The following is a 21,009-nucleotide window of genomic DNA, read 5'->3' on the forward strand; positions in this document are numbered from 1 at the left end:
GCCTAGGAAATGACAAGAGTTGCGGTGATTGGTGCGGGACCATCCGGCTTGGCGCAATTGCGGGCATTCCAGTCGGCCCGCAAGAAAGGGGCAAAGATCCCCGAAGTGGTCTGCTTCGAGAAGCAGGAGGATTGGGGCGGGCTGTGGAATTACACCTGGCGCACCGGCCTCGATGAGCATGGCGAGCCCGTGCATGGCAGCATGTACCGCTATCTGTGGTCCAACGGCCCCAAGGAATGCCTCGAATTCGCCGACTACACATTCGAGGAGCATTTCGGCAAGCCGATCGCCTCTTATCCGCCGCGCGCCGTATTGTGGGACTACATCAAGGGCCGTGTGCAGAAAGCCGGCGTGCGCAAATGGGTGCGCTTCTGCACCCCCGTCCGCATGGTGACCTACAGCAAAAAGACCAAAAAGTTCACTGTCACCGCGCATGACCGCAAGAAAGATCGTATGTATGCGGAGGAATTCGACTATGTCGTGGTGGCGTCCGGCCACTTCTCGACGCCGAATGTCCCGTATTTCGATGGCCTGCCGACCTTCAATGGCCGCGTGATGCACAGCCATGATTTCCGCGACGCACTCGAATTCAAGGGCAAGGACGTGCTGATTGTCGGCCGCAGCTATTCGGCCGAGGATATCGGCTCGCAATGCTGGAAATACGGGGCTAAATCGGTCACCACCAGCTACCGCTCGAAGCCGATGGGATTCAAATGGCCGGATAATTTCAAGGAACGTCCGCTGCTCCAGAAGCTTGTGAACAGGACCGCTCACTTCAAGGACGGAACGACCAAGGAAGTCGACGCGATCATCTTGTGCACCGGTTATCTGCATCACTTCCCCTTCCTCACCGACGATCTGCGCCTCAAGACGGCGAACCGCCTGTGGCCTTTGGGCCTCTATAAGGGGGTCGTGTGGGAGGAGAATCCGCGTCTCTTCTATATCGGCATGCAGGACCAGTTCTATACCTTCAACATGTTCGACGCCCAGGCCTGGTATGCCCGCGACGTCATCATGGGCCGCATCAAGCTGCCGTCGAAGGACAAGATGACCAAGCACAGCAAGGCCTGGCGCAAGCGCGAGGAGAAGCTCGCCGATGCCGAGCAGATGATCTGGTACCAGGGCGACTATGTGAAGGAGTTGTTGGAGGACATCGATTATCCGAAATTCGATATCGAGGCGACCAACAAGACCTTCATGGAATGGGAGCATCACAAGGCGGAAGACATCATGGGCTTCCGCAACCACGCCTATCGTTCGCTGATGACCGGCACCATGTCTCCTTCCCACCACACGCCGTGGGTTGACGCCATGGACGATTCCATGGAGTCATATCTGGGTGACGGGAAAAAAGGACAACGGCGGGAGGCGGCCGAGTAAGGTCGAAACCTCTCCTGAAGACAGCGAGGCGAGAGTCCGCGCCGCTTTCCGCGTTCAGGCGGAATGGTGCCGCGCTCTGGGCTCTCCCTTGACCTCGCTTCTTTGCGCGCTGGCCGCCGAGAGGCTCGACCGGTCGACCTCGGTCGGCGAGGCTATTCTTTCCTGGCAGGGCGACCCGGACGGAAAGGCGGACTCGGTCCCTTTGCGTTTCGCCGGCGCGCTCAATGGAGTGGTCCGCAAGGGCCGTTTGCCTGAGCTGGCGCGCTTATATCCGCCCAACCCGCTGCCCGACGGCGAGGCCTTGTGGGCCCAGGTGGCGAAGGCCCTGACGACCTCCGGGCCTGAGATCGAGCCCTGGCTCGATCGGGCGCCGCAGACCAACGAGGTCGGCCGCTCATCCATCCTCTATGCCGGCCTGTGCTGGCTGTGGGCGCATTTCCCCTTGCCGATGCGCCTTTACGAGGTCGGCGCCAGCGCCGGGCTCAATCTCAATCTCGACCGCTACGCCTATCGCTTCGGCGAGGATGTCTTCGGTGCGATGGGCGCGGCTCTGTTCCTGACCCCGGAATGGGAGGGCAGCTCGCCGCCTGCGCTGACACCCCGTGTGGTGGCCCGCGCCGGCTGCGATCTTGCGCCGCTCGATGTTTCGCTGCCGCAGGACCGTGAACGGCTTTTGGCCTATGTCTGGCCCGATCAGGCCCCGCGGGTGAAACGCCTGAACGCCGCCTTCGCCATCGCGCAGCATCATCCCATTCATGTCGAAAAGCGCGATGCGGCGGTCTGGGTCGAAAGCCGGATCGGCGCGACGCCGGCCTGGGGCGAGATGCAGGTCCTGTTCCACTCGATCGCGTTCCAATATTTCCCCAAAGCGAGCCAGGACCGGATCACGGCGCATATGGAGCGGAGAGGCGCCGCGGCGACACGCGACGCCCCGCTCGCCTGGATGCGCTTCGAGGTCGATCCCGAGATCGAAAAGGCCTTCTCGCTGCGCATCCGCGTCTGGCCGGGCGATGATCATCTGCTCGCCACCGGCGACGCCCATGGCCGGTGGGTGAAGTGGATGGGGTGAGGTGAGGTGCTCCGCTCTGAGCTTTTCTCTCCAATCCTCACCCTGAGGTGCGAGCGTAGCGAGCCTCGAAGGGTCCATCAGGATTGACAGGAATGCCTTGGAACTAGCCCGCATGCCGAGCCTTTCTCTCCATCCCTCACCCTGAGGTGCGAGCGCAGCGAGACTCGAAGGGTCCGTCAGGATAAAGCCTTGTCCTTGCCACCGCGTCTTCTGGCGAGAGCCTGAATCAGCTTCCAGTCTCCCTGGATCAGCGCTTCCTTCTTGGCACGAGACCATCCTTTGATCTTACGTTCCGCCGCAATTACATCGACGACGAGCTCGAAGTATTCCGAATAAGCAAGCTGGACTGGAAGTCGTGACGCCGTGTAGGCGCCTGGGGATAGCTTCATTTGATGCTCGGACAGACGTTGATCGGGTTCCTCGCCACGCGTCATGCCGGTGTACTAGCTCCCGTCAGCACAATGCAGGATATAGACCTAAGGCATTCTGTTCTTGTCCGTCCTGACGGACCCTTCGAGGCTCGCTTCGCTCGCACCTCAGGGTGAGGGACGTTGAGAGGAGTTCCGCCGAAACTGCCGCTTAACTCCGCGGCTTAGTCTTGTCCGGATCATAATGCGCGAAACGCACGATACGGGCGGGGAGGCGCTTCTGGTGGCCGTCGAGCTTGCCGACCTCGACCTCGGTACCGATCTCGGCATGGGTGACGTCGATGCGGGCGAGGGCGATGTTCTTCTTGAGGATCGGTGACCGTGTGCCGCTGGTGACGGTGCCGATCTGGGCGCGGCCGATATGGACGCAGTCGCCATGCCCCACCGCTTCATTGGCGTCGATATCGAGGCCGACGAGCTTGTGGCGCGGATGTTCCTTGCGCTCGATCAGCGCCGCCTTGCCGATGAAATCATCGGTCTTCGTCTTGAGCGGCACGGTGAAGCCGATGCCGGCTTCGAACGGATCGGTCTGATCGGAGAATTCGTAATGGGCGAAAATGAGCCCCGCCTCGATGCGCAGCATGTCGAGCGCCTCGAGGCCGAGTGGCGCCAGCCCATATTTCTGGCCGGCTTCCCAGACCGCGTCGAAGACGGTGAGGGCGTCCTTGGGATGGCAGAAGATCTCATAGCCGAGCTCGCCCGTATAGCCGGTGCGCGACACGACGATCGGCACGCCCTCGAAGCCGCCGATGCGGCCCACCGTGAAGCGGAACCATTCGAGCTCGCCGATTTCGGGCTGCGCCGGCGGCGTCCACACGATCTCCTTGAGCAGATCGCGCGATTTCGGGCCTTGTACCGCGATATTGTGGAGCTGATCGGTCGATGAGCGCACCCAGGCCTTGAAGCCCATCTTCTCGGCCTGCTCGCGCAGCCAGATGCCACTGTAATCGTCACCGCCGATCCAGCGGAAATTGTTCTGCGCCAGGCGGAACACCGTGCCATCGTCGATCATGCCGCCATGCTCGTAGCACATCGCGGTATAGACGACCTGGCCCGGCGACAGCTTGCGCATGTCGCGGGTGACGCAATATTGCATCAAGGCCTCGGCATCGGGGCCGGTCACCTCGAATTTGCGCAACGGCGACAGGTCCATCACCGCCACGCGCTCGCGGCAGGCCCAATATTCCTCGACCGGGCCGTCATTGTTGAAGCGCTGCGGCAGCCAGAAGCCGCGATACTCCGTGTAATTGCGGGTGAGCGCGGAGAAGCGCGGATGGAAGGCGGTTTCCCGCGTCAGCTGGGGTTCGGCGTCAGGAGTCATGCGATAGGCCACCGCTCGTGAGAATTTTTCTTTGTCGGAATAGGTGCGGACATGAATGTCGGTCGGGTTCCAGCCATTGCCGACATTGATGTCGTCGGGGCAGGCGGAGGACACACAGACGAGGTCGGTCAGCGCCCGCATCAGCACATAGTCGCCGGGCCTGGACCACGCTTCGTCGAAATAGATCTGGTTATGGTCGTCGACGCGCGTGTTGTAGAAATAGTTGATCGCTTCCCAGCCGTTTCGTTCGGCGATGCCATAGGGCTTGAGCGCGCCGTTGAAATTCTCGGTGCAGTTCACATGGCCCGGATAGCCGACATCGTCGTAATAGCGGCTGCTGCAGGCGGTGGCGAAGAAATCGTGCCGGCCGACCGTGTCCTGGACGATCTCGACCAGCGGTTCGAAGTCGAAGCCGAAGATCTTCGAGATGAGTCCGGGCGTCGGATAAGCGCGCCCGGTCATGGTGCGCGTGATCGTGCCGTCGAGCGCGTTTTCAATGCCCTTGTCGAGCTTGCGCCTGGAGAAGCACTGGAAGTCGGTCATCTGTCGCCCGGCGACATCGATGATCTGGATGAACTCGCCGGCCTTGACCGTATACGCGCGTGCTGACGCCCGGCCCACGCGGATATCCTGCAGGGGATCGGCGAGCGGATCGGGCAGGGGGATGGGCTCGCCTTCGCGCGGGATTGTCGCGCGCGCGACCTTCACCTGGAGCGGCGTCGCCGTATCCTGCGCCTCGAGATCCATCTTGCCGCCGGGGGCGCCGATGATGACGACACCGTCGCGCCGCGCCGTGAAATCCTGCGTGCTGCCGGGGGCGGACGTGGCGCCGAACAGCCGGATGGCCTTGGCGCTGCCGAGATCGATCTTGCGCCGCGCCAGCGCCTTGCGGCTGCGCAGGGCGGACTCGTTGTCGCTTCCGAGCGAGGCCTTGATGCCTTGGGCGTCTGAGGCTTCGCTGACGCCTAGAATGGCGGGGTCACTTTTGCCGTCGCCACCGGCCGCGACGATCTCGCAGGCCTGGCCGCCTTCCAGATCGGTAATCGTCAGCCGGTCGCCGGCCTTGATGTCGAGCACCAGCGTGCCGCCACCCGCGACCTTGTAGAGCTCGGTGCCGCGCGGCAGCATCGGCAGGCCCGGCGTATAGACGAGGCTGGGCCGTGGCGCCTGGGCGGCGACTTTTAGATTTTGGAAGCTGGTCTCGAATCTGTTCATGGCGGTGACAACCTTGCGCCTTTCGCCGTCTGAAAAAGCCTAACGCGATCGGGACAGGAAATCAATTGGTATGAAATTGGGCGGAATTGGTTTGAGATGGGCGAGTTGCCTTGTTAATTTCAACCCGAGTTAGCCGGTGGACTTCCGCTCGAGGCAACATTATGCAATCTGCGCCAGAGGGACACCGCTCCTTAGCCAGGCATGCGCACCGCCGCCTCTGCCGTTTGAAACGGGAGCGTTTTAGATGAGTCCTAATTCTATTCGTGCGGTCACTTTCGGCCGAGTTGCACCAGGTCTCGCAGTTCGTGACATCCAGGCGGCTTACGCATTTTATTCTCAGGTCCTCGGCTTCGAGAAGGTTTTCGAGAACGGCCGGCCGGTGGGATTCATGGTGCTCAAGAAGGATGCCGCGGAAATTCACCTCAGCCAGAAGCGGGACCACGTAGCGTCGACGGTCAATAGTTGCCACATGTTTGTCGATGATGTCGCGGCGCTTTATGAAATATGTGAGGCGGCTGGTGTGCGCATAATCAAGTCTCTTCAGGACAAGGACTATGGCCAGCGGGCCTTCGTGCTCGCCGATCCCGACGGCAATCGCATTGACGTCGGCGAGCGGATCTGAAGGCTGGCGCGCCGATGGCGGTTTGAGCTACTTGGAGACCCGAATGAACGTGCCTATCGACAGCCGCGCTTTTCGCACCGCCTTGGGCTCTTTCGCCACCGGCGTCACCATTGTCACCACGCGCGGCCCCAAGGGCGAGCCGGTCGGCAATACGGTCAATTCCTTCAGCGCCGTCTCCCTCGACCCGCCGCTCGTCCTGTGGAGCCTCGGCAAGCGGTCCTACAGCTTCAAGTCATACCTTTCGGCGGACCACTTCGCCGTCAATGTGCTGCGCGAGGGGCAGGATGAGCTGTCGCGCCGTTTCGCCCGCTCGCTCGACGACAAATGGGCGGGGCTCGAATTCGAGACCTGGGACACCGGCTGCCCGATCCTGCCCAATGCGCTCGCCGTCTTCGAATGCAAGACCGCCTACACCTATCAGGGCGGCGATCACGTGATCTTCGTCGGCGAAGTCCTCAATTTTGACCACGACCCGACGGGCAAGCCGCTGGTCTTCTGGCATGGCGGCTATCATCATGTCACCAGGTGAGCCCAATTAATACCGCTTGTAGCCAAAACCATACCATTTTAGCATCTCCCTGAACCGCATTTGCGGTTCCTCTGGTGGGGAAACAGTCATGCTGACAACCGGACACAGATCCGGTTTGGCGTGTACGCACAGGAGGGGAAGCGCCGCGACGCTTCTTTGGCCTCTCTTCTTTTGTCCTGATCACAGCCGTTCCACCGGGGCGCCCAAGGCGCCTGACGGCCGCGGTCGCTTCAACATAGGGAGAAGTCGCTCATGACGACGAAACAGGGCTCTGGCGGGGCAGCTGGCGCAACGGTCTCGCCGGGCTTGGTCACGACCGAAGCCGGCGAGCTGCATCGGGCCATCGACTGGCGGGGTGCTTTCTGGGTGGCGGCCGGCGTGCCGCCTCTGGTTCTCTTCTCGATCGGCGGCATTGCCGGCACCACCGGCAAGCTCGCTTTCCTGGTGTGGATGATCTCGATGGTGATGGGTTTCATCCAGTCCTTCACCTATGCCGAGATTGCCGGCATGTTCGGCAATAAATCGGGCGGCGCCTCGGTCTATGGCGCGACCGCATGGCTGCGTTATTCGAAATTCATCGCGCCCTTGTCGGTGTGGTGCAACTGGCTCGCCTGGACGCCGGTTCTGTCCTTGGGCTGCGCCATCGCCGCGGGCTACATCCTGAACGCGCTCTGGCCGGTTCCAGCGTCCGACTCGCAGATGGTGCTCGACTGGGTGAGCGCCAATGCCGCCTCACTCGCCGCGGATTCACCGCGCGTGCTGGAATGGCTCGGCGCCAATGCCGGCAAGACGGCACAGGACGCGATCACTGCACTTCTCACCCAGGACGCCGTCGCCGCGCTGACGCCCGGCATCCGCAGCTGGTCGCTCGTCTCCTTCCCGATACCGGGGCTGGCGCAGGCCAATCTCAACGCCACCTTCTTCATCGGCGCCATCCTGATGCTGATCATCTTCGCCATCCAGCATCGCGGCATCGCCTCAACGGCGAGCGCGCAGAAGTGGCTCGCCATCATCGTGCTCGTGCCGCTCGCCGTCATCGGCCTGCTGCCGATCGTGATGGGCAATATCGACTCTGCCAATGTGACGGCGCTGGTGCCCCCGACGGCCGCTTATTCCGGTGTCGACGGCATGTGGAATAATGGCGGCTGGACCTTGTTCTTCGGCGGCCTCTTCATCGCGGCGTGGTCGACCTACGCCTTCGAGACGTCGATCTGCTACACCCGCGAGCTGAAGAATCCGAAGACCGATACCTTCCGGGCGATCTTCTATTCAGGCCTGCTCTGCATGTTCTTCTACTTCGTCATTCCCTTCACCTTCCAGGGTGTGCTCGGCCATTCCGGCATGCTGGCGCCCGGCATTGTCGACGGAACCGGCATTGGTGAGGCCCTGGCGGGCATGGTGCATGGCGGCAAGGTGGTGACTCAGATCCTGGTCATCCTGATGATCCTGGCGTTGTTCCTCGCCATCATGACGGCGATGGCCGGTTCCTCGCGCACCCTCTATCAGGGCTCGAAGGACGGCTGGCTGCCGCGTTATCTCACGCATGTGAATTCACATGGCGCGCCGACGCGGGCGATGTGGACCGATTTCGGCCTCAACCTGTTCCTGCTGGCGATCGCATCCGATCTCACCGGCTATTTCTGGGTGCTGGCGCTCTCCAATGTCGGCTACATGATCTTCAACTTCCTCAATCTCAATGCCGGCTGGATCCACCGCATCGACTCCGGCCACATCGCGCGGCCGTGGAAGGCGCCGTCCTGGCTGATCGGCCTCAACACGGTGCTGGCTTTCGTGAACGCCATGTTCCTGGGGGCCGGCGCCAAGGTCTGGGGGTATTCGACCGCCCTGTGGGTCGGCTTCGTGCTCGCCGCGCTGATTATCCCGGTCTTCGCCTATCGCCATTATGTGCAGGACGGCGGCCGCTTCCCGCCCGAGGCGTTGTCGGATCTGGGGCTGAAGGAGGGCGATCTCGGCGAGCGCAAGGCGGGCATGCTGCCCTATCTCACTCTGGCGGGCGGCCTGATCGTGGTGCTGGTCGCCAATTGGATCTTCGTGCTGCCGAGCTGACGGCCGACAATTCCCGCCCGGATTGCGGAAGTCCGGGCGGCATTGGCCTTAAATTGGTCCGGATAGGGCTTGTCCAATCATTACCAAACGGGACCCAATTAATACCACTTGAAACCAAAAACATACCATTTTAGCATCTGACCGGCCGCACATAAGCGGCTTGCCCGTCAGGCGCGCGGTCACGCGCCGGGTCAGGGCAGCATAAAGTGGGGAAACGGTCATGCTGAAAGCCGGGCGACAGTTCCGGATGAGCGTGTTCGAACAGGAAGCAGGACGCCTCCGCGTTTTGCCGGCCTCTCTCCCATTGTCTGATCACAGCCGCCTCTTGATGAGACGTCTTCGGGCGCTCCGCGGCACGTGTCACTTCAACAAATGGAGAAGTCGCTCATGACGACGAAACAGGGTGCTGGCGGGGCAGCCAGCGCAACGATTTCGCCGGGCCTGGTCACGGCCCAAGCCGGCGAGCTGCATCGGGCCATCGACTGGCGCGGTGCTTTCTGGGTAGCGGCCGGCGTGCCGCCTCTGGTGCTGTTCTCGATCGGCGGAATCGCCGGAACCACCGGCAAGCTGGCCTTCCTGGTCTGGATCATTTCCATGATCATGGGTTTCCTGCAGTCCTTCACCTATGCCGAGATTGCCGGCATGTTCGGCAACAAATCGGGCGGCGCCTCGGTCTATGGCGCCACCGCCTGGCTGCGTTATTCGAAATTCATCGCGCCTCTGTCGGTGTGGTGCAACTGGTTCGCCTGGTCGCCGGTTCTTTCGCTCGGCTGTGCGATCGCGGCGGGCTACATCCTCAACGCGATCTTCCCGATCCCGGCTGCCGAGTCGCAAGCAGTCCTCGATTGGATGAGCGCCAATGCCGCGTCCCTCACGGCGGAGTCGCCGCGTGTGGTCGAATGGCTCGCCGCCAATACCGGCAAGACGGCGCAGGACGCAATGACCGCGCTCCTCACCCAGGATGGTGTCGCCGCGCTGACGCCTGCCATCCGCACCTGGTCGCTCGTCACCTTCCCGATTCCGTTCCTGGCGCAAGCCAATCTCAACGCCACCTTCTTCATCGGCGCCGTCCTGATGCTGATCATCTTCGCGATCCAGCATCGTGGTATCGCCTCGACCGCGGGCGCCCAGAAATGGCTCGCGATCATCGTGCTTGTCCCGCTGGTCATCATCGGCGTCCTGCCCATCCTCATGGGCAAGATCGATGCCGTCAATGTGACGGCGCTGGTGCCGCCGACGGCCGCCTATTCCGGCGCCGACGGGGCCTGGACGATCGGTGGCTGGACCTTGTTCCTGGGCGGCCTCTATATCGCCGCCTGGTCGACCTACGGCTTCGAGACCGCGGTGTGCTACACGCGCGAGCTCAAGAATCCGAAGACAGACACGTTCAAGGCCATCTTCTATTCGGGCCTTCTATGCATCGTGTTCTTCTTCCTCATCCCCTTCACCTTCCAGGGTGTGCTGGGCCATGCCGGCATGCTGGCGCCCGGCATCGTCGACGGCACCGGCATCGGAGAAGCGCTGGCCGCGATGGTCGGCGGCGGCAAGGTGGTGACGCAGATCCTGGTCATCCTGATGATCCTGGCGCTGTTCCTCGCCATCATGACGGCGATGGCGGGTTCGTCCCGCACCCTCTATCAGGGCTCAAAGGACGGCTGGCTGCCGCGTTATCTCACGCATGTGAACTCACATGGCGCGCCGACGCGGGCGATGTGGACGGATTTCGGCTTCAATCTCATCCTCCTCGCCATCGCGTCCGACATTGCCGGCTACTTCTTCGTGCTCGCCGTGTCGAATGTCGGCTACATCATCTTCAACTTCCTCAATCTCAATGCCGGCTGGATCCATCGGGTTGATTCAGGCCATATCGCACGCCCGTGGAAGGCGCCGACTTGGCTGATCGGTCTCAATACGGTGCTCGCTTTCGTGAACGCCATCTTCCTGGGCGCCGGCGCGAAAGTCTGGGGTTATTCCAACGCCCTTTGGGTCGGCCTCGTCTTCGCGGCGCTGATCCTGCCGGTCTTTGCCTTCCGCCATTATGCTCAGGACGGTGGACGCTTCCCGGCTGCGGCATTGGCCGATCTCGGCTTGCGTGAAGGCGACATGGGTGAACGCAAGGCGGGCATGCTGCCTTATTTGACGCTTGCCGCCGGTTTGATCGTCGTCCTCATCGCCAACTGGATCTTCGTCCTGCCCTCTTAGCGGTCGTAAATCCCGCGAAAATGCGATGGCGGCCGGCAACGGCCGCCATTTTATTTTACCTTGATCGAGGGGGGCACCCCGCCGATACTCCCGCAGCTCAACAGGGGAGGATTCGATGCTGGGCTACATACTTCTGGCGGTCCTGGTCATCGCCGGTATCTACCTGATCTACGCCTATAACGCGCTGGTTAAGAACAAGAACCTCGTCGCGGAAGGCTGGAGCGGCATCGATGTCCAACTGCGCCGCCGAGCCGATCTCATCCCCAATCTGGTCGAGACGGTGAAGGGATATGCGGCGCATGAGGACAAGCTCTTCCGCGACATCGCCGATCTGCGCGCCAAGAGCATATCGGGCGGCACCGTCACCGAGCAGTCGCAGGTGAGCCAGGCCATGACCGGCATGCTCGGCCGGCTCTTCGCTATCGCCGAGGCTTATCCCGAGCTCAAGGCGGACGCGAATTTTCGTGACCTGCAGGAGAAGCTCGCCGGCGTCGAGGACGAGATCCAGCTCTCGCGGCGCTACTACAATGGCGCGGTGCGCAACTTCAACACCATGATCGAATCCTTCCCGACCAATATCATCTCGGGCTTCTTCCGTTTCACCAAGGCCGACTTCTTCGAGATCGGCGACCAGGCCGCGCGCCAGGTACCGAAAGTGGAATTCAACAAGGCATCGTGACCATGCGCGCATTCCTGTTCTCCCTCGCGCTGCTCCTCGCTGCAGCGGGGCAGGTGAGCGCGGCCGAGCGTGTCACGTCGTTCCTGAGCGACGTCACCATCGATGCCGACTCGACCCTAACGGTGAAGGAGACGATCGCTCTCGTCTCGGAGGGCATCGACATCAGGCGCGGCATCCAGCGCGATTTCCCGACCCGCTACAAGGACAGCAAAGGCCTCAACTATGTGGTCGGCTTCGAGGTCGTCGGCGTGAAGCGCGACGGGCGCGATGAACCCTATCAGGTCATGTCGATCGACAATGGCAAGCGCATCCGCATCGGCAGCGCCGATGTGCTGCTCGACAATGGTCCGCATGTCTATGAGATCACCTACCGGACGACGCGCCAGCTCGGCTATTTCGATGGCTTCGACGAGCTCTATTGGAATGTCACCGGCAATTCCTGGACTTTCCCGATCGAGAAGGCCGAGGCCGTCATCCAGCTGCCGCCGGGCGCGACGATCAAGCAGCATGCCGAATATACCGGCCGGCAGGGCGACAAGGGCCATGATGCCGAGGCCGTCCAGACGACCGGTGACCGCTATCAGGCGCGCACCACGCGGGTGCTGGCGCCCTATGAGGGTTTCACCGTCGCCGTCGGCTGGCCGAAGGGCTTTGTCCAGCCGCCGACAGAGATCGAAATCGCCAAGGACAAGGTGAAGGACAATCTGGGCCTTTTCGCCATATTGGCCGGTGTCGTCCTGTCGTTCTTTTATTACCTTTTCGCCTGGTTCCGGGTCGGACGCGATCCTCCCAAGGGCACGATCATTCCGCTGTTCACGCCGCCCGCGGGGCTGGGTCCCGCCGGCATGCGCTATGTCTGGAAGCAAGGCTTCGACGACAAATCCTTCGCTTCATCGCTGGTCGGCCTCGCCGTCAAGAAGCGGCTGAAGATCATTGAGAATGATGGCGACTTCACCATCCAGCGCCTCGCCGACCAGAGCCAGCCGCTCACCCAGGCCGAGGCCGCGCTCTATAAGGCGATACCCGGCGGCAAGACCGAATTGGAGAAAGCCAATTACGAGACCGTGCGCGAGATGAAGAGCGCGGTCCTGTCGACGCTCAAGAAGGAGCATGACGGCGTGTCCTTCGTGCGCAATCTCAGGTGGTTCTGGGGCGGCGTGGCGATTTCGGTCGTGGCGCTTCTTGCCGGAGCCGCCTTCCTGCCGGGAGAAGATGCGGTCGCGGGACTCGGCGTGACCGTCTGGACCACCTTCTGGTGGGGCATCCTGCTGGTCATGACCTGGTCGATGGTGAAAGGCATTTTTCAGACGAGCGGCATCTTCGCCAAGATCAAATCCTTCCTGGCACTTGGCTTCTTCGTTCCGTTCTTTGTCGCGGGCGGCGCCGTGCCGTCGATTTTCTTTCTGGGTTCGGGATCGCCGTCGCTTTGGGGCTTTGCCGGCGGCGCCGTGGCGCTGGTCATTCTCGGCATTCTTTTCAACTGGCTGCTGCGCGCCCCGACGATTCCCGGGCGCAAGCTCCTCGACCAGGTCGAAGGCTTCCGCATGTATATGACGACGGCGGAGGAGGAGCGCCTCAAGGTGCTGCATCCGCCGGAGAAGACGCCTGAGCTGTTCGAGCGGTATCTGCCCTATGCGCTGGCGCTCGATTGCGAGAATGAGTGGAACTCGAAATTCGCGGCCGTCCTCGCGGCGGCGGCTGCCGCGGGTGCCGCGGCATCGCCATCCTGGTATTCCGGTGACAATTGGAACACCAGCAACATGGGCGGCTTCACCAAGAGCATCGGCTCCAGCCTTGCCAGCACGACCTCGTCGGCCTCATCGCCGCCGGGCTCGACATCCGGCTCTTCGGGAGGCGGCTTCTCGGGTGGCGGCGGAGGCGGGTCATCCGGTGGTGGCGGCGGCGGAGGCGGCGGCTCGGGCTGGTAGACGTCCATTACTGAGGCTTAATTGCGCAGCCATGGCCCGGTAAGGTCACCCGGCCGACAACACGTCATGTGAGTACCGGCAGGGCAAGCGACCTCTCATGACGCATCATATGTCTTGCGGGCCCTCAGGATCATTGCATCATCGAGGAGTCGAAACATGACTTATCGCATCGCCACGCCGGGGCTTGCCCTGGTCCTCCTGGCCGGCACGGCGTTTCTGGGCATCGCCGCACCCGCAAACGCCGCCAGCAATGCCACCATGACCGCCTGTTCGCAGCAATATCAGGCAGACAAGCAGGCAGGTAAGGTCCCGCAAGGAGTTCCCTGGTCGAAGTATTACAGCGACTGCGCCGCCAGGATGAAAAAGGGCGCCGCCGCCACGACGACTGCCACAAAGAAGAAAGCCGCCGCGAGCACGACAGCACCTGTCACTGCGCCGGCCAAGAAGACCAAGACCGCCAAGGTGCCGACTTCTCCTAATGACACGCCGAGCTTCGTTCCGCAGGAGCCGACCAGCACGGACCAGGCGGCAATCGCGACGACCGATGCCAAAGGCAAGCCCTTGAGCGCCGGTGAAGTTGCCTTCCGGCAGCGTATCCATGAATGCGGCAATGAATGGCAGCAGGACAAGGCCAAGGGCACGCTGCCCGCCGGCGAGAAATGGCCGCATTTCTGGAGCACGTGCAACACGCGCCTGAAGACGCACGGCTGATGGAGTGATCTATCCGATATAGTCCGAAAGCTCCGGCAGATCGCGCCGGGCGAAGAGGTCTTGCGTCGTCTCGAAGGCGAGGATGCGGCCGTTGCTCATGAAGGCGGTGCGCGTCGCCGCATAACGCGCATCTTCGGGATGATGCGAGACCAGCATGACTGTGTAGTTCTTCTCCTCCTGCAGCGCCTTGACGAGATCGAGCATCTCGCGCCGCAACGCCGGGCCGAGCGCCGCGAAAGGCTCGTCGAGAAGCAGGATCGGCTCGTCGCGTAACAGGGCGCGGGCAATCGCGACGCGCTGGCGCTCGCCGCCCGAGACTTCACCCGGCTTGCGGCGCGCGAGCGCCTGGAGCCCGGTGCGCGCCAGCGCTTCATCGACGGCTTTTTTCTCCGCCGCGTCGAGCCTGAGCGCCGGTGAGAGGCCGAGCGCCACATTCGTCCACAGATCGAGATGGGCGAAAGTATTGTGATCCTGGAACACCATCGTCACCGGCCGGTCCGACGGTGAGGCCAGCGTCATGTCCTGGCCGTCGAGCCGGATCTTCCCCGATTGCGCCCGGTCGAAGCCGGCGATGAGCGAAAGCAGGGTGGATTTGCCCGAGCCGCTCGGCCCGATCACGGCGACGAATTCGCCGCGCGCGATCTCGAAATCGAACTCCGCGGTGAAGTCGTCATAGCGGAAGAAGAGCTTCTCGAGCCCGATCATGCCCTGCCGCTCCATTTGTCGAGGAGCGTGATGATGGCCATGGTGAAGAGCGCCAGGACGAAGGCGGTGCCCGCTGCCGCGTCGATGCGGTAGCTGCCCATTTGCGCATAGATGAGGGCGGGAAGCGTCATGAGATTCTGCGAGCCGAACAAGGTGATGGCGGTGAGATCGCCAAGGGAGAGCATGAAAGCCATGGCCGCCGCAAGCCCGAGCGGACGGCGCAGCACCGGCAGGTCGATGAGGGTGAGCCGCCTCAGGCCTTTGATGCCGAGACTGGCGCACAACCGGTCATGTTGCGCCATCGATTGCTGCATCGCCGGCGCCAGCGTGCCGAGCGCGAAGGGGAGCGCCATCAGCGCATTCATGGCGATGACCAGATAGGGCGCCGCCGACAGCGCCAGTCCGGCGCGGCTGGCGGTGATGAACCAGCCGGTCGCCATGACGGCGGGCGGCACGATGAGGGTGAGGAGGGCGGAGAGATTGAGCAGCGACCGCGCGGTCGGGCTCACTGCCTTGGCGCTCGCCCGCGCCAGAGGCCAAGCGAGAACGAGGCTCAGCGCCGCAGCCGGCAGCGCGACGGCGAGGCTCGTCAGAATGGCACGGATCACGGCCGGCCAGACGAAATCGGCGACGATCCCTGACGTGATGATCGCGGCGATCGGCGCGCCGACAAAGATCGCGGCAATGGCTATGATGAAAAAGAGAGCGAGCGTTCCGCCTCGCGAATGCGTCTCATAACGTTCGCTGATGCCCTTGAGGGCCGGCCAGTTCTGTGCCGCCTGCGCGTAATGGCCGGCAAGCAGCACGAAGAGGCCGCACAGAATGAGCTGCGCCAGCGACAGTATGGTGGCGCGCGCCGGATCGTAGTCGAAACGCAGCGCCTGATAGATGCCGACCTCGAGCGTGGTGGCGGAAGGGCCGCCGCCGAGCGTCAGCACGACGGCAAAGCTCGCCGCGCAAAGAAGAAAGATGAGGCTCGCCACGCCGGGGAGGCTCGCGCGCAACTGTGGCCATTCGATCAGGCGGAAGCGCGCTTGTTGTGTGAAGTCGAGCTGCGCCGCGAGCCGCCAGCTTTCAGGCGGAATGCTTTCCACTTGCTGCAGCAGGAGCCGTGTGGCGAGCGGCAGGTTGAAGAACACATGGGCGAGCAGAATGCCGCTCAAGCCGTAGATATTGATCGGGCTGCCGGTCAGCGTCGAAACCCACCCCGTTCGGCCATAAACGGCGACGATGCCGAGAATGACGACGATGGCGGGTAGCGCCAGCGGCAACGCGAAGAGGCGCAGCAGCAGGCGCCGACCGCGGAAGTCGACGCGCGCCAGAGCCAGCGCCACCGGAATCGCGAAAGCAACCGACAAAAGCGTCGACAGGCCTGCCTGCAGCAGCGTGAACCACAGGATGCGCAGCACATAAGGATCAGCGATATGGCCGGTGACCAGGCCTTCGCCGATGCCGATCGTGGCAACCGGCAGGAGCCCCACCGCGACCGCGACGAGAATGGCCGCGAGCGTGGGGCTCGCGGCCAGGAGTGCGCCTTTGGACGTGTCGATCATTTACTCATCGCATTGAGCCATTCGTCGATCCAGGCGCGGCGATGGTCGGCCACTTCCTCAGGCGTGTAGAGGAAGGTCTTGTCCGGCTTTACCATTTGATCGAACGTGGCGGGCAACGGATTGGTGGTCTTGCCCGTCGGGAACATCCAGTTGTTCTCCGGGATCGCGTCCTGGAAACCGGGGCTTTCCATGAAGGCGAGGAACTGCTCGGCGAGTTTCTTCTCGGGCGAGTTGGCGACGAGGCCCGCGACCTCGACCTGCAGATAATGGCCTTCCGAGAACTTCATCGCCTGATAGCGCTCCGTCTTCTCGGCGATGATATGATAGGCGGGCGATGTCGTATAGGAGAGCACCATCGGCGCCTCGCCTTTGGTGAAGAGGCCATAGGCCTCCGACCAGCCGGGCGTCGTGGTGAGGATACGCGGCTTGAGTTTGGTCCACGCCTCGGCCGCTTTGTCGCCATAGACGGACTTCACCCACAGCAGGAAGCCGAGGCCCGGCGTCGAGCTGCGCGGATCCTGCAGGATGATCTTCTGCTCAGGTGAGCCTTCGACGAGGTCCTTGAGGCTCTTATAGGCATCCGCCGGCTTGATCGTCTCGGTGTCGTAGATCACCGCGAAATGCGCATAGTCATAGGGGAGGAAAGTGTCGTCGGTCCAGGCGATGGGCAGCGTCAGCTTGGACGCATCCTGGCCATGCGGACCGAACAGGCCGGTCGCCTTGGCCTCTGCCGTGAGGTTGGTGTCGAGCCCCAGCACCACATCGGCCTGGGTGCCCGAGCCTTCGAGCTTGAGGCGGTTGAGCATGGCGACGCCGTCGGTCACCGCCACGAAGTTGAGCGTGCAGCCGCAGTCCTTCTCGAAAGCCTGTTTCACCTTAGGACCGGGGCCCCATTCGGCGGTGAAGCTTTCATAAGTATAGACGGTCAGCGTTTCTGTCGCCTGCGCAGTGGTTGAAATCGCGCAAAACGCCAGAAGGGTGAAGAGAAGTTTCTTCATTTTTTAGTTCCTCCATAGAGCCTTCCCCGTTCGGATTTCTTCAATCCGAACGGGACAAGAAGGCTCGTTAAGTTAAATGCAGAGCGCTTCCTTATCGCCAAAGTCGAACAACTTTGGCGGGAAGCGCTCTGCACCGGGTGAAGGAGGAAGGGGCTCGTTGGAACCCGCTCGCAATCCCTCCGCCGGTATGAGCCGGATCAGGTTCAGCGGGTTAGCCCGGATGGGCCTCTCAGCTCGAGAATGAGCACCCCGTTGAGAGCGGGACGGACCATAGGCATTGAGGGGTGCGCTGGCAAGCTTCATCTGTTATGGCTTGGGGCATGACCCGTTTCGTTGTGCTTCTCGGCGGGGACCTGACGGCAACGTCGCGTCTCGCGTCCCAGATACAGAAGGCGCGTATCATCGCCGCCGATGGCGGCATGGCGCATGCCGAACCGCTGGGCGTCGAGCCTGAATTGTGGGTCGGCGACTTTGATTCGACCTCGGAGGACCTCGCCGAGCGCCATAAGGACGTGACCCGTCACGCCTTTCCCGCCGAAAAAGACAAGACCGACGGCGAGATCGCGGTGGACGAGGCGATCAAGCTCGGCGCCCGCGAGATCGTGCTGGTGGGGGGCCTTGGCGGCCAGACCGACCATGCCGCCTCGCATCTGGGGCTGATCCTGAAGCTGGGGCGCCGGCGCGTTTATTCCTTCATCACCAGCGGCACCGAGGAGGCCTATCCGATCCTCAACGGCACCCATCATTTCGACCTGCCGCCCGGCAGCCGCTTCAGCGTCGTGCCCTTCACCGATCTCGCCGGGCTTGATCTCGAAGGGGTGAAATGGCCGCTCGTCAACCGCTCGGTGCCTTTGGGCTCCAGCCTAACCGTCTCGAATGTGGCGCTGGGGCCGGTCACCGTCCGGCTGAATCAGGGTTATGCCGTGGCGCTTGCTTATCCTGAGAGTGTTGCGTGACCAGACTGAAACTCACCGAGATGGGCCGCCATGGCGAGGCCATGGGGGAGGTCGATGGCCGCCCGGTCTATGTGCCCTATGCGTTGCCGGGCGAGGTGGTCGAGGCCGACATCTCCGGCAGTCACGCGTTGTTGCGCGACATCGTCACGCCGAGCCCTGAGCGCATCGACCCCTTCTGTCCGCATTTCACCCGCTGCGGCGGCTGCCAGATCCAGCAGTGGCAGTCGGAGACCTATCGTTTGTGGAAGCGTGGCCTCGTCGCCACGGCCCTGAAGAACCAGGGCATCGCCGCCGAGGTCGAGCCGTTGATCGACGCGCAAGGCGAGGGGCGCCGGCGCGCCACCTTGCATGTGAAGCGGACGACGGAGGGCGTGATCGCCGGCTTCAACGCCGCCCGCAGCCACGACATCCATCCCCTTGACCATTGTCCTATTCTCGTGCCGGCTCTGGCGCCGGCCTTCGAGATCGCCCGACGCATTGGCGCGCTGATCGGTGATTGCGACGTCGCCTTCACCGCCAGCGAGACGGGGCTCGATGTCGACGTCACGACGAAGCGGAAGCCGACACCAGCCTTGGCGGCTCTGGTCGAGACCGAAAGACTGGGCAGGTTGTCCGTCAATCGCGAGCCCCTGGTGACGCGCATCGCACCGGAGGTTTCGGCCGGCACGGCATCGGTACGTCTCCCGGCGGGCTCCTTCCTGCAGGCGACACGCGCCGGCGAAGCGACCCTGGCGATGCTCGTCATCGAAAATATCGGCAAGGCGAAATACGTCGCCGATCTCTTCTGCGGCGTCGGCGTCTTCGCGCTGCGCCTCGCCGGCAAGACGCGCGTCTTCGCCGCCGACAGCGACCGCGCGGCAATCGCCGCGCTGACCGAAGCCACCCGCAAGGCCTCCGGGCTGAAGCCGGTCGAGGCGAAAGCGCGCGACCTCTTCCGCGAGCCTTTGGTGGCGCGCGAGCTGAAAGATTTCGACGCGGTGGTCTTCGATCCGCCGCGCGTCGGCGCCGAGGCGCAGGCGCGCCAGCTGGCGAAATCGACGGTGAAGGCCGTCATCGCCGTCTCCTGCGATCCCGCGAGCTTCGCCCGCGACGCGCGCCTCCTGATCGAAGGCGGCTATCGCCTGACGCGCGTGACGCCGGTCGACCAGTTCGCCTTCACGGCGCATGTGGAGGTGGTGGCTCTGTTTCAAAGAGCTGCAAAATGAATGATCGGATGGACCAGGCTCTCAAGGAGTGCTGGGCCAAATATCAAAGCTTTACCTCTTCCGGCACGCACTACTCGGCAATTGTCAGACTTGGCGAGATCGAAAACCTGCTGCGCCACGGCAAAATTCTCCGTCCATTGGACAGGAAATGGCGCTCAATGCTCGATCAGGAGCTTATTTCCGAAGAAAGACTATCTCTTGCCGCCAAGGGTGCGAAGGCAGACGTCGCACGGCTGCGCCATGTGATGAGTGTCGATGACAAGTTTATCTACGAAGAAGCAATGCTGCTAATCACTTTGCGCGTGATGGTGCAGCTTGCCATGGAATTTTTCGAAAGCAGGAATTACGACTTGGCGGTCGATACCCAGGATGTGGATGAGAACCTTCGCCGGGTTGCCCGATTGGCCCAGAACTTCACCGCCTATGAAAGCGCACGACGAAAAGCCAGAAAGAACTGGGGCCTCCCTATCGTCTCGAAGTGGCTTGACGGGTGACATCGGATTTGTGTCGGGGTTTTAGATAGGGCAAAGACCTTGGTCCGTGACCCCGTGGAGAGCTCTTAGTGAGATTGACGTTCGTTCTGACACTGCCCACGGTCTTGCTGATTGCAGGGTGTATGCCCATTGCTGCCGATGGCGTGCTTGAGGTGACGGGGGTCGTAACCGATGCTCAGGGCCGCCCGTTCGAGAAATGCAGCTTCGAACTGTTTCATTCCGCCGGTGGACGCAGCATTCTGCGCCGGGAGATCAACGGGGAGTTCGGTATTCACACGGTGGGGCCACCCCGTTCCCAAGATTACATCGTCGAGATATCCTGCCAGGACGCCCGGACGCGCTTTCGGAGTGCACCGGTCAGTATTGGCGGCGCGACTCCGACCAATCTGGGACGGATCAAACTCGAGAGAATGTGAACTGGCATCGGCAAGCGAGTACAGTATTCCATGCCTAAAAATGAACCTAAATCCGATGCGCTGAAATCCTTCGTCGCCAGCGAGGCGGCTACGTCGGATGCTCCGCCGACAGAAGCGGATCTGCGACTGCTCCTAGCGATGATCGACGATGAGGATCGCTCGAACCGGGATTGGGCCGCTTTCCTGCTGTCGATCAGCGTTCTGGATACACCGGAAGTGCGCGAAGCTCTTCTGCGAGCGGCTGCTGACGACGACCCCTATGTGAGCGGCGAGGCGATATCGGGGCTCGCCAAGCGGTCGCCGGAGTTGGCGCTGCCTCTTGTGCAGAGGGCACTGACTGCGGATTGGGCAAGCCTGCAGATCTTCGAGGCTGCCAGGCTACTCGCGCATCCTTCGCTGGTCGATGATCTGCGCTGCTTCTTGGGACCATCAGAAAACCCTCATGTGGACGAGATCGCATCTGAAGCGCTCGAGGCATGTGAGACGGGTGTTTCCCCGAACTAGCTGCCACCTTCCACTGTGTTTTGCCCT

Annotated in this window: 19 protein-coding genes and 1 riboswitch; of the genes, 14 read left to right on the plus strand and 5 right to left on the minus strand. The window is 62.4% G+C overall.

Features of this window, described 5'->3' with window-relative positions; translation table 11 throughout:
• Positions 1–9 precede the first annotated feature (9 nt).
• Together JHL16_RS04785 and JHL16_RS04790 are read left to right on the plus strand one after the other, a co-directional pair.
• Positions 10–1,380 (plus strand): NAD(P)-binding domain-containing protein, encoded by a 1,371-nt coding sequence (locus JHL16_RS04785; protein ID WP_200183754.1) that lies wholly within the window; start codon positions 10–12, stop codon positions 1,378–1,380.
• Entirely contained in the window at positions 1,340–2,449 is a 1,110-nt protein-coding gene (locus JHL16_RS04790; RefSeq protein ID WP_200183755.1) for a DUF2332 family protein, read from the plus strand. The genes JHL16_RS04785 and JHL16_RS04790 overlap by 41 nt, the downstream gene beginning before the upstream one ends.
• Before the next feature lie 176 nt (positions 2,450–2,625).
• Here JHL16_RS04790 and JHL16_RS04795 read toward each other — a convergent pair whose 3' ends face one another.
• Together JHL16_RS04795 and JHL16_RS04800 are read right to left on the minus strand one after the other, a co-directional pair.
• Positions 2,626–2,883, minus strand: coding sequence for a GIY-YIG nuclease family protein (locus JHL16_RS04795; protein ID WP_200183756.1), 258 nt, complete (start codon positions 2,881–2,883; stop codon positions 2,626–2,628).
• A gap of 145 nt (positions 2,884–3,028) precedes the next feature.
• Complete coding sequence (locus tag JHL16_RS04800) at positions 3,029–5,413, minus strand: trimethylamine N-oxide demethylase (RefSeq protein ID WP_200183757.1); 2,385 nt, start codon at positions 5,411–5,413, stop codon at positions 3,029–3,031.
• Between the two features lie 244 nt (positions 5,414–5,657).
• Here JHL16_RS04800 and JHL16_RS04805 point away from each other — a divergent pair, with 244 nt between their 5' ends.
• The 7 genes from JHL16_RS04805 to JHL16_RS04835 all read left to right on the plus strand — a co-directional run bounded on the left by JHL16_RS04805 (position 5,658) and on the right by JHL16_RS04835 (position 14,151).
• The gene (locus JHL16_RS04805; RefSeq protein WP_200183758.1) at positions 5,658–6,035 is read left to right on the plus strand and encodes a glyoxalase superfamily protein; all 378 of its coding nucleotides are present in this window, start codon (positions 5,658–5,660) and stop codon (positions 6,033–6,035) included.
• A gap of 43 nt (positions 6,036–6,078) precedes the next feature.
• Positions 6,079–6,564, plus strand: coding sequence for a flavin reductase family protein (locus tag JHL16_RS04810; protein ID WP_200183759.1), 486 nt, complete (start codon positions 6,079–6,081; stop codon positions 6,562–6,564).
• A 252-nt stretch (positions 6,565–6,816) separates the two neighbouring features.
• A complete protein-coding gene (locus JHL16_RS04815) occupies positions 6,817–8,631 on the plus strand; it encodes a trimethylamine N-oxide permease (protein WP_200183760.1) in 1,815 nt (604 codons plus the stop codon).
• A 387-nt stretch (positions 8,632–9,018) separates the two neighbouring features.
• A complete protein-coding gene (locus JHL16_RS04820) occupies positions 9,019–10,833 on the plus strand; it encodes a trimethylamine N-oxide permease (RefSeq protein WP_200183761.1) in 1,815 nt (604 codons plus the stop codon).
• 115 nt (positions 10,834–10,948) lie between these two features.
• On the plus strand, positions 10,949–11,512 hold the full coding sequence (locus JHL16_RS04825) for a LemA family protein (protein WP_200183762.1): 564 nt from the start codon (positions 10,949–10,951) through the stop codon (positions 11,510–11,512).
• 2 nt (positions 11,513–11,514) lie between these two features.
• The gene (locus JHL16_RS04830) at positions 11,515–13,440 is read left to right on the plus strand and encodes a DUF2207 domain-containing protein (RefSeq protein ID WP_246770860.1); all 1,926 of its coding nucleotides are present in this window, start codon (positions 11,515–11,517) and stop codon (positions 13,438–13,440) included.
• Positions 13,441–13,596: 156 nt separating this feature from the next.
• A complete protein-coding gene (locus JHL16_RS04835; RefSeq protein ID WP_200183764.1) occupies positions 13,597–14,151 on the plus strand; it encodes a hypothetical protein in 555 nt (184 codons plus the stop codon).
• A 9-nt stretch (positions 14,152–14,160) separates the two neighbouring features.
• Here the strand turns inward: JHL16_RS04835 and thiQ are convergent, their stop codons facing one another.
• From thiQ to thiB, 3 genes are read right to left on the minus strand one after another with little or no spacing between them, the layout of a single operon-like run.
• Positions 14,161–14,856: a thiamine ABC transporter ATP-binding protein gene (gene thiQ / locus JHL16_RS04840; protein ID WP_246770801.1), complete on the minus strand. Its 696-nt coding sequence runs from the start codon at positions 14,854–14,856 to the stop codon at positions 14,161–14,163.
• Positions 14,853–16,409, minus strand: coding sequence for an ABC transporter permease family protein (locus tag JHL16_RS04845; protein ID WP_200183766.1), 1,557 nt, complete (start codon positions 16,407–16,409; stop codon positions 14,853–14,855). Before JHL16_RS04845 ends, thiQ begins: the two co-directional genes overlap by 4 nt.
• Positions 16,406–17,407 (minus strand): thiamine ABC transporter substrate binding subunit, encoded by a 1,002-nt coding sequence (gene thiB, locus JHL16_RS04850; protein ID WP_200183767.1) that lies wholly within the window; start codon positions 17,405–17,407, stop codon positions 16,406–16,408. The genes JHL16_RS04845 and thiB overlap by 4 nt, the downstream gene beginning before the upstream one ends.
• A gap of 157 nt (positions 17,408–17,564) precedes the next feature.
• Positions 17,565–17,669: riboswitch (TPP riboswitch) on the minus strand.
• A 58-nt stretch (positions 17,670–17,727) separates the two neighbouring features.
• On the opposite strand from thiB, the gene JHL16_RS04855 reads away from it, so the two are divergent.
• From JHL16_RS04855 to JHL16_RS04875, 5 genes are all read left to right on the plus strand, one after another.
• Positions 17,728–18,363: a thiamine diphosphokinase gene (locus tag JHL16_RS04855; protein WP_246770802.1), complete on the plus strand. Its 636-nt coding sequence runs from the start codon at positions 17,728–17,730 to the stop codon at positions 18,361–18,363.
• Between the two features lie 20 nt (positions 18,364–18,383).
• A complete protein-coding gene (locus tag JHL16_RS04860; RefSeq protein WP_200184937.1) occupies positions 18,384–19,568 on the plus strand; it encodes a class I SAM-dependent RNA methyltransferase in 1,185 nt (394 codons plus the stop codon).
• An 8-nt stretch (positions 19,569–19,576) separates the two neighbouring features.
• Complete coding sequence (locus tag JHL16_RS04865) at positions 19,577–20,062, plus strand: hypothetical protein (protein WP_200183769.1); 486 nt, start codon at positions 19,577–19,579, stop codon at positions 20,060–20,062.
• Between the two features lie 68 nt (positions 20,063–20,130).
• Positions 20,131–20,478 carry a hypothetical protein gene (locus tag JHL16_RS04870; protein WP_200183770.1) on the plus strand — a complete coding sequence of 116 codons (348 nt, stop codon included), beginning with the start codon at positions 20,131–20,133 and terminating at the stop codon, positions 20,476–20,478.
• A gap of 30 nt (positions 20,479–20,508) precedes the next feature.
• Entirely contained in the window at positions 20,509–20,982 is a 474-nt protein-coding gene (locus JHL16_RS04875) for a HEAT repeat domain-containing protein (RefSeq protein ID WP_200183771.1), read from the plus strand.
• The last annotated feature ends 27 nt before the right edge of the window (positions 20,983–21,009 follow it).

The organism is Taklimakanibacter albus (assembly GCF_016595235.1).
In the GTDB taxonomy this organism is placed as follows: Bacteria; Pseudomonadota; Alphaproteobacteria; order Rhizobiales; family Aestuariivirgaceae; genus Taklimakanibacter; species Taklimakanibacter albus.

Bases quoted from the DNA above. Each gene is read 5' to 3' on its own strand.
- JHL16_RS04785 (WP_200183754.1), top strand. From the start codon at position 10: ATGACAAGAGTTGCGGTGATTGGTGCGGGACCATCCGGCTTGGCGCAA.
- JHL16_RS04795 (WP_200183756.1), bottom strand. From the start codon at position 2,883: ATGACGCGTGGCGAGGAACCCGATCAACGTCTGTCCGAGCATCAAATG.
- JHL16_RS04800 (WP_200183757.1), bottom strand. From the start codon at position 5,413: ATGAACAGATTCGAGACCAGCTTCCAAAATCTAAAAGTCGCCGCCCAG.
- JHL16_RS04805 (WP_200183758.1), top strand. From the start codon at position 5,658: ATGAGTCCTAATTCTATTCGTGCGGTCACTTTCGGCCGAGTTGCACCA.
- JHL16_RS04810 (WP_200183759.1), top strand. From the start codon at position 6,079: ATGAACGTGCCTATCGACAGCCGCGCTTTTCGCACCGCCTTGGGCTCT.
- JHL16_RS04815 (WP_200183760.1), top strand. From the start codon at position 6,817: ATGACGACGAAACAGGGCTCTGGCGGGGCAGCTGGCGCAACGGTCTCG.
- JHL16_RS04820 (WP_200183761.1), top strand. From the start codon at position 9,019: ATGACGACGAAACAGGGTGCTGGCGGGGCAGCCAGCGCAACGATTTCG.
- JHL16_RS04825 (WP_200183762.1), top strand. From the start codon at position 10,949: ATGCTGGGCTACATACTTCTGGCGGTCCTGGTCATCGCCGGTATCTAC.
- JHL16_RS04830 (WP_246770860.1), top strand. From the start codon at position 11,515: ATGCGCGCATTCCTGTTCTCCCTCGCGCTGCTCCTCGCTGCAGCGGGG.
- JHL16_RS04835 (WP_200183764.1), top strand. From the start codon at position 13,597: ATGACTTATCGCATCGCCACGCCGGGGCTTGCCCTGGTCCTCCTGGCC.
- thiQ (WP_246770801.1), bottom strand. From the start codon at position 14,856: ATGATCGGGCTCGAGAAGCTCTTCTTCCGCTATGACGACTTCACCGCG.
- JHL16_RS04845 (WP_200183766.1), bottom strand. From the start codon at position 16,409: ATGATCGACACGTCCAAAGGCGCACTCCTGGCCGCGAGCCCCACGCTC.
- thiB (WP_200183767.1), bottom strand. From the start codon at position 17,407: ATGAAGAAACTTCTCTTCACCCTTCTGGCGTTTTGCGCGATTTCAACC.
- JHL16_RS04855 (WP_246770802.1), top strand. From the start codon at position 17,728: ATGACCCGTTTCGTTGTGCTTCTCGGCGGGGACCTGACGGCAACGTCG.
- JHL16_RS04860 (WP_200184937.1), top strand. From the start codon at position 18,384: ATGGGCCGCCATGGCGAGGCCATGGGGGAGGTCGATGGCCGCCCGGTC.
- JHL16_RS04865 (WP_200183769.1), top strand. From the start codon at position 19,577: ATGGACCAGGCTCTCAAGGAGTGCTGGGCCAAATATCAAAGCTTTACC.
- JHL16_RS04875 (WP_200183771.1), top strand. From the start codon at position 20,509: ATGCCTAAAAATGAACCTAAATCCGATGCGCTGAAATCCTTCGTCGCC.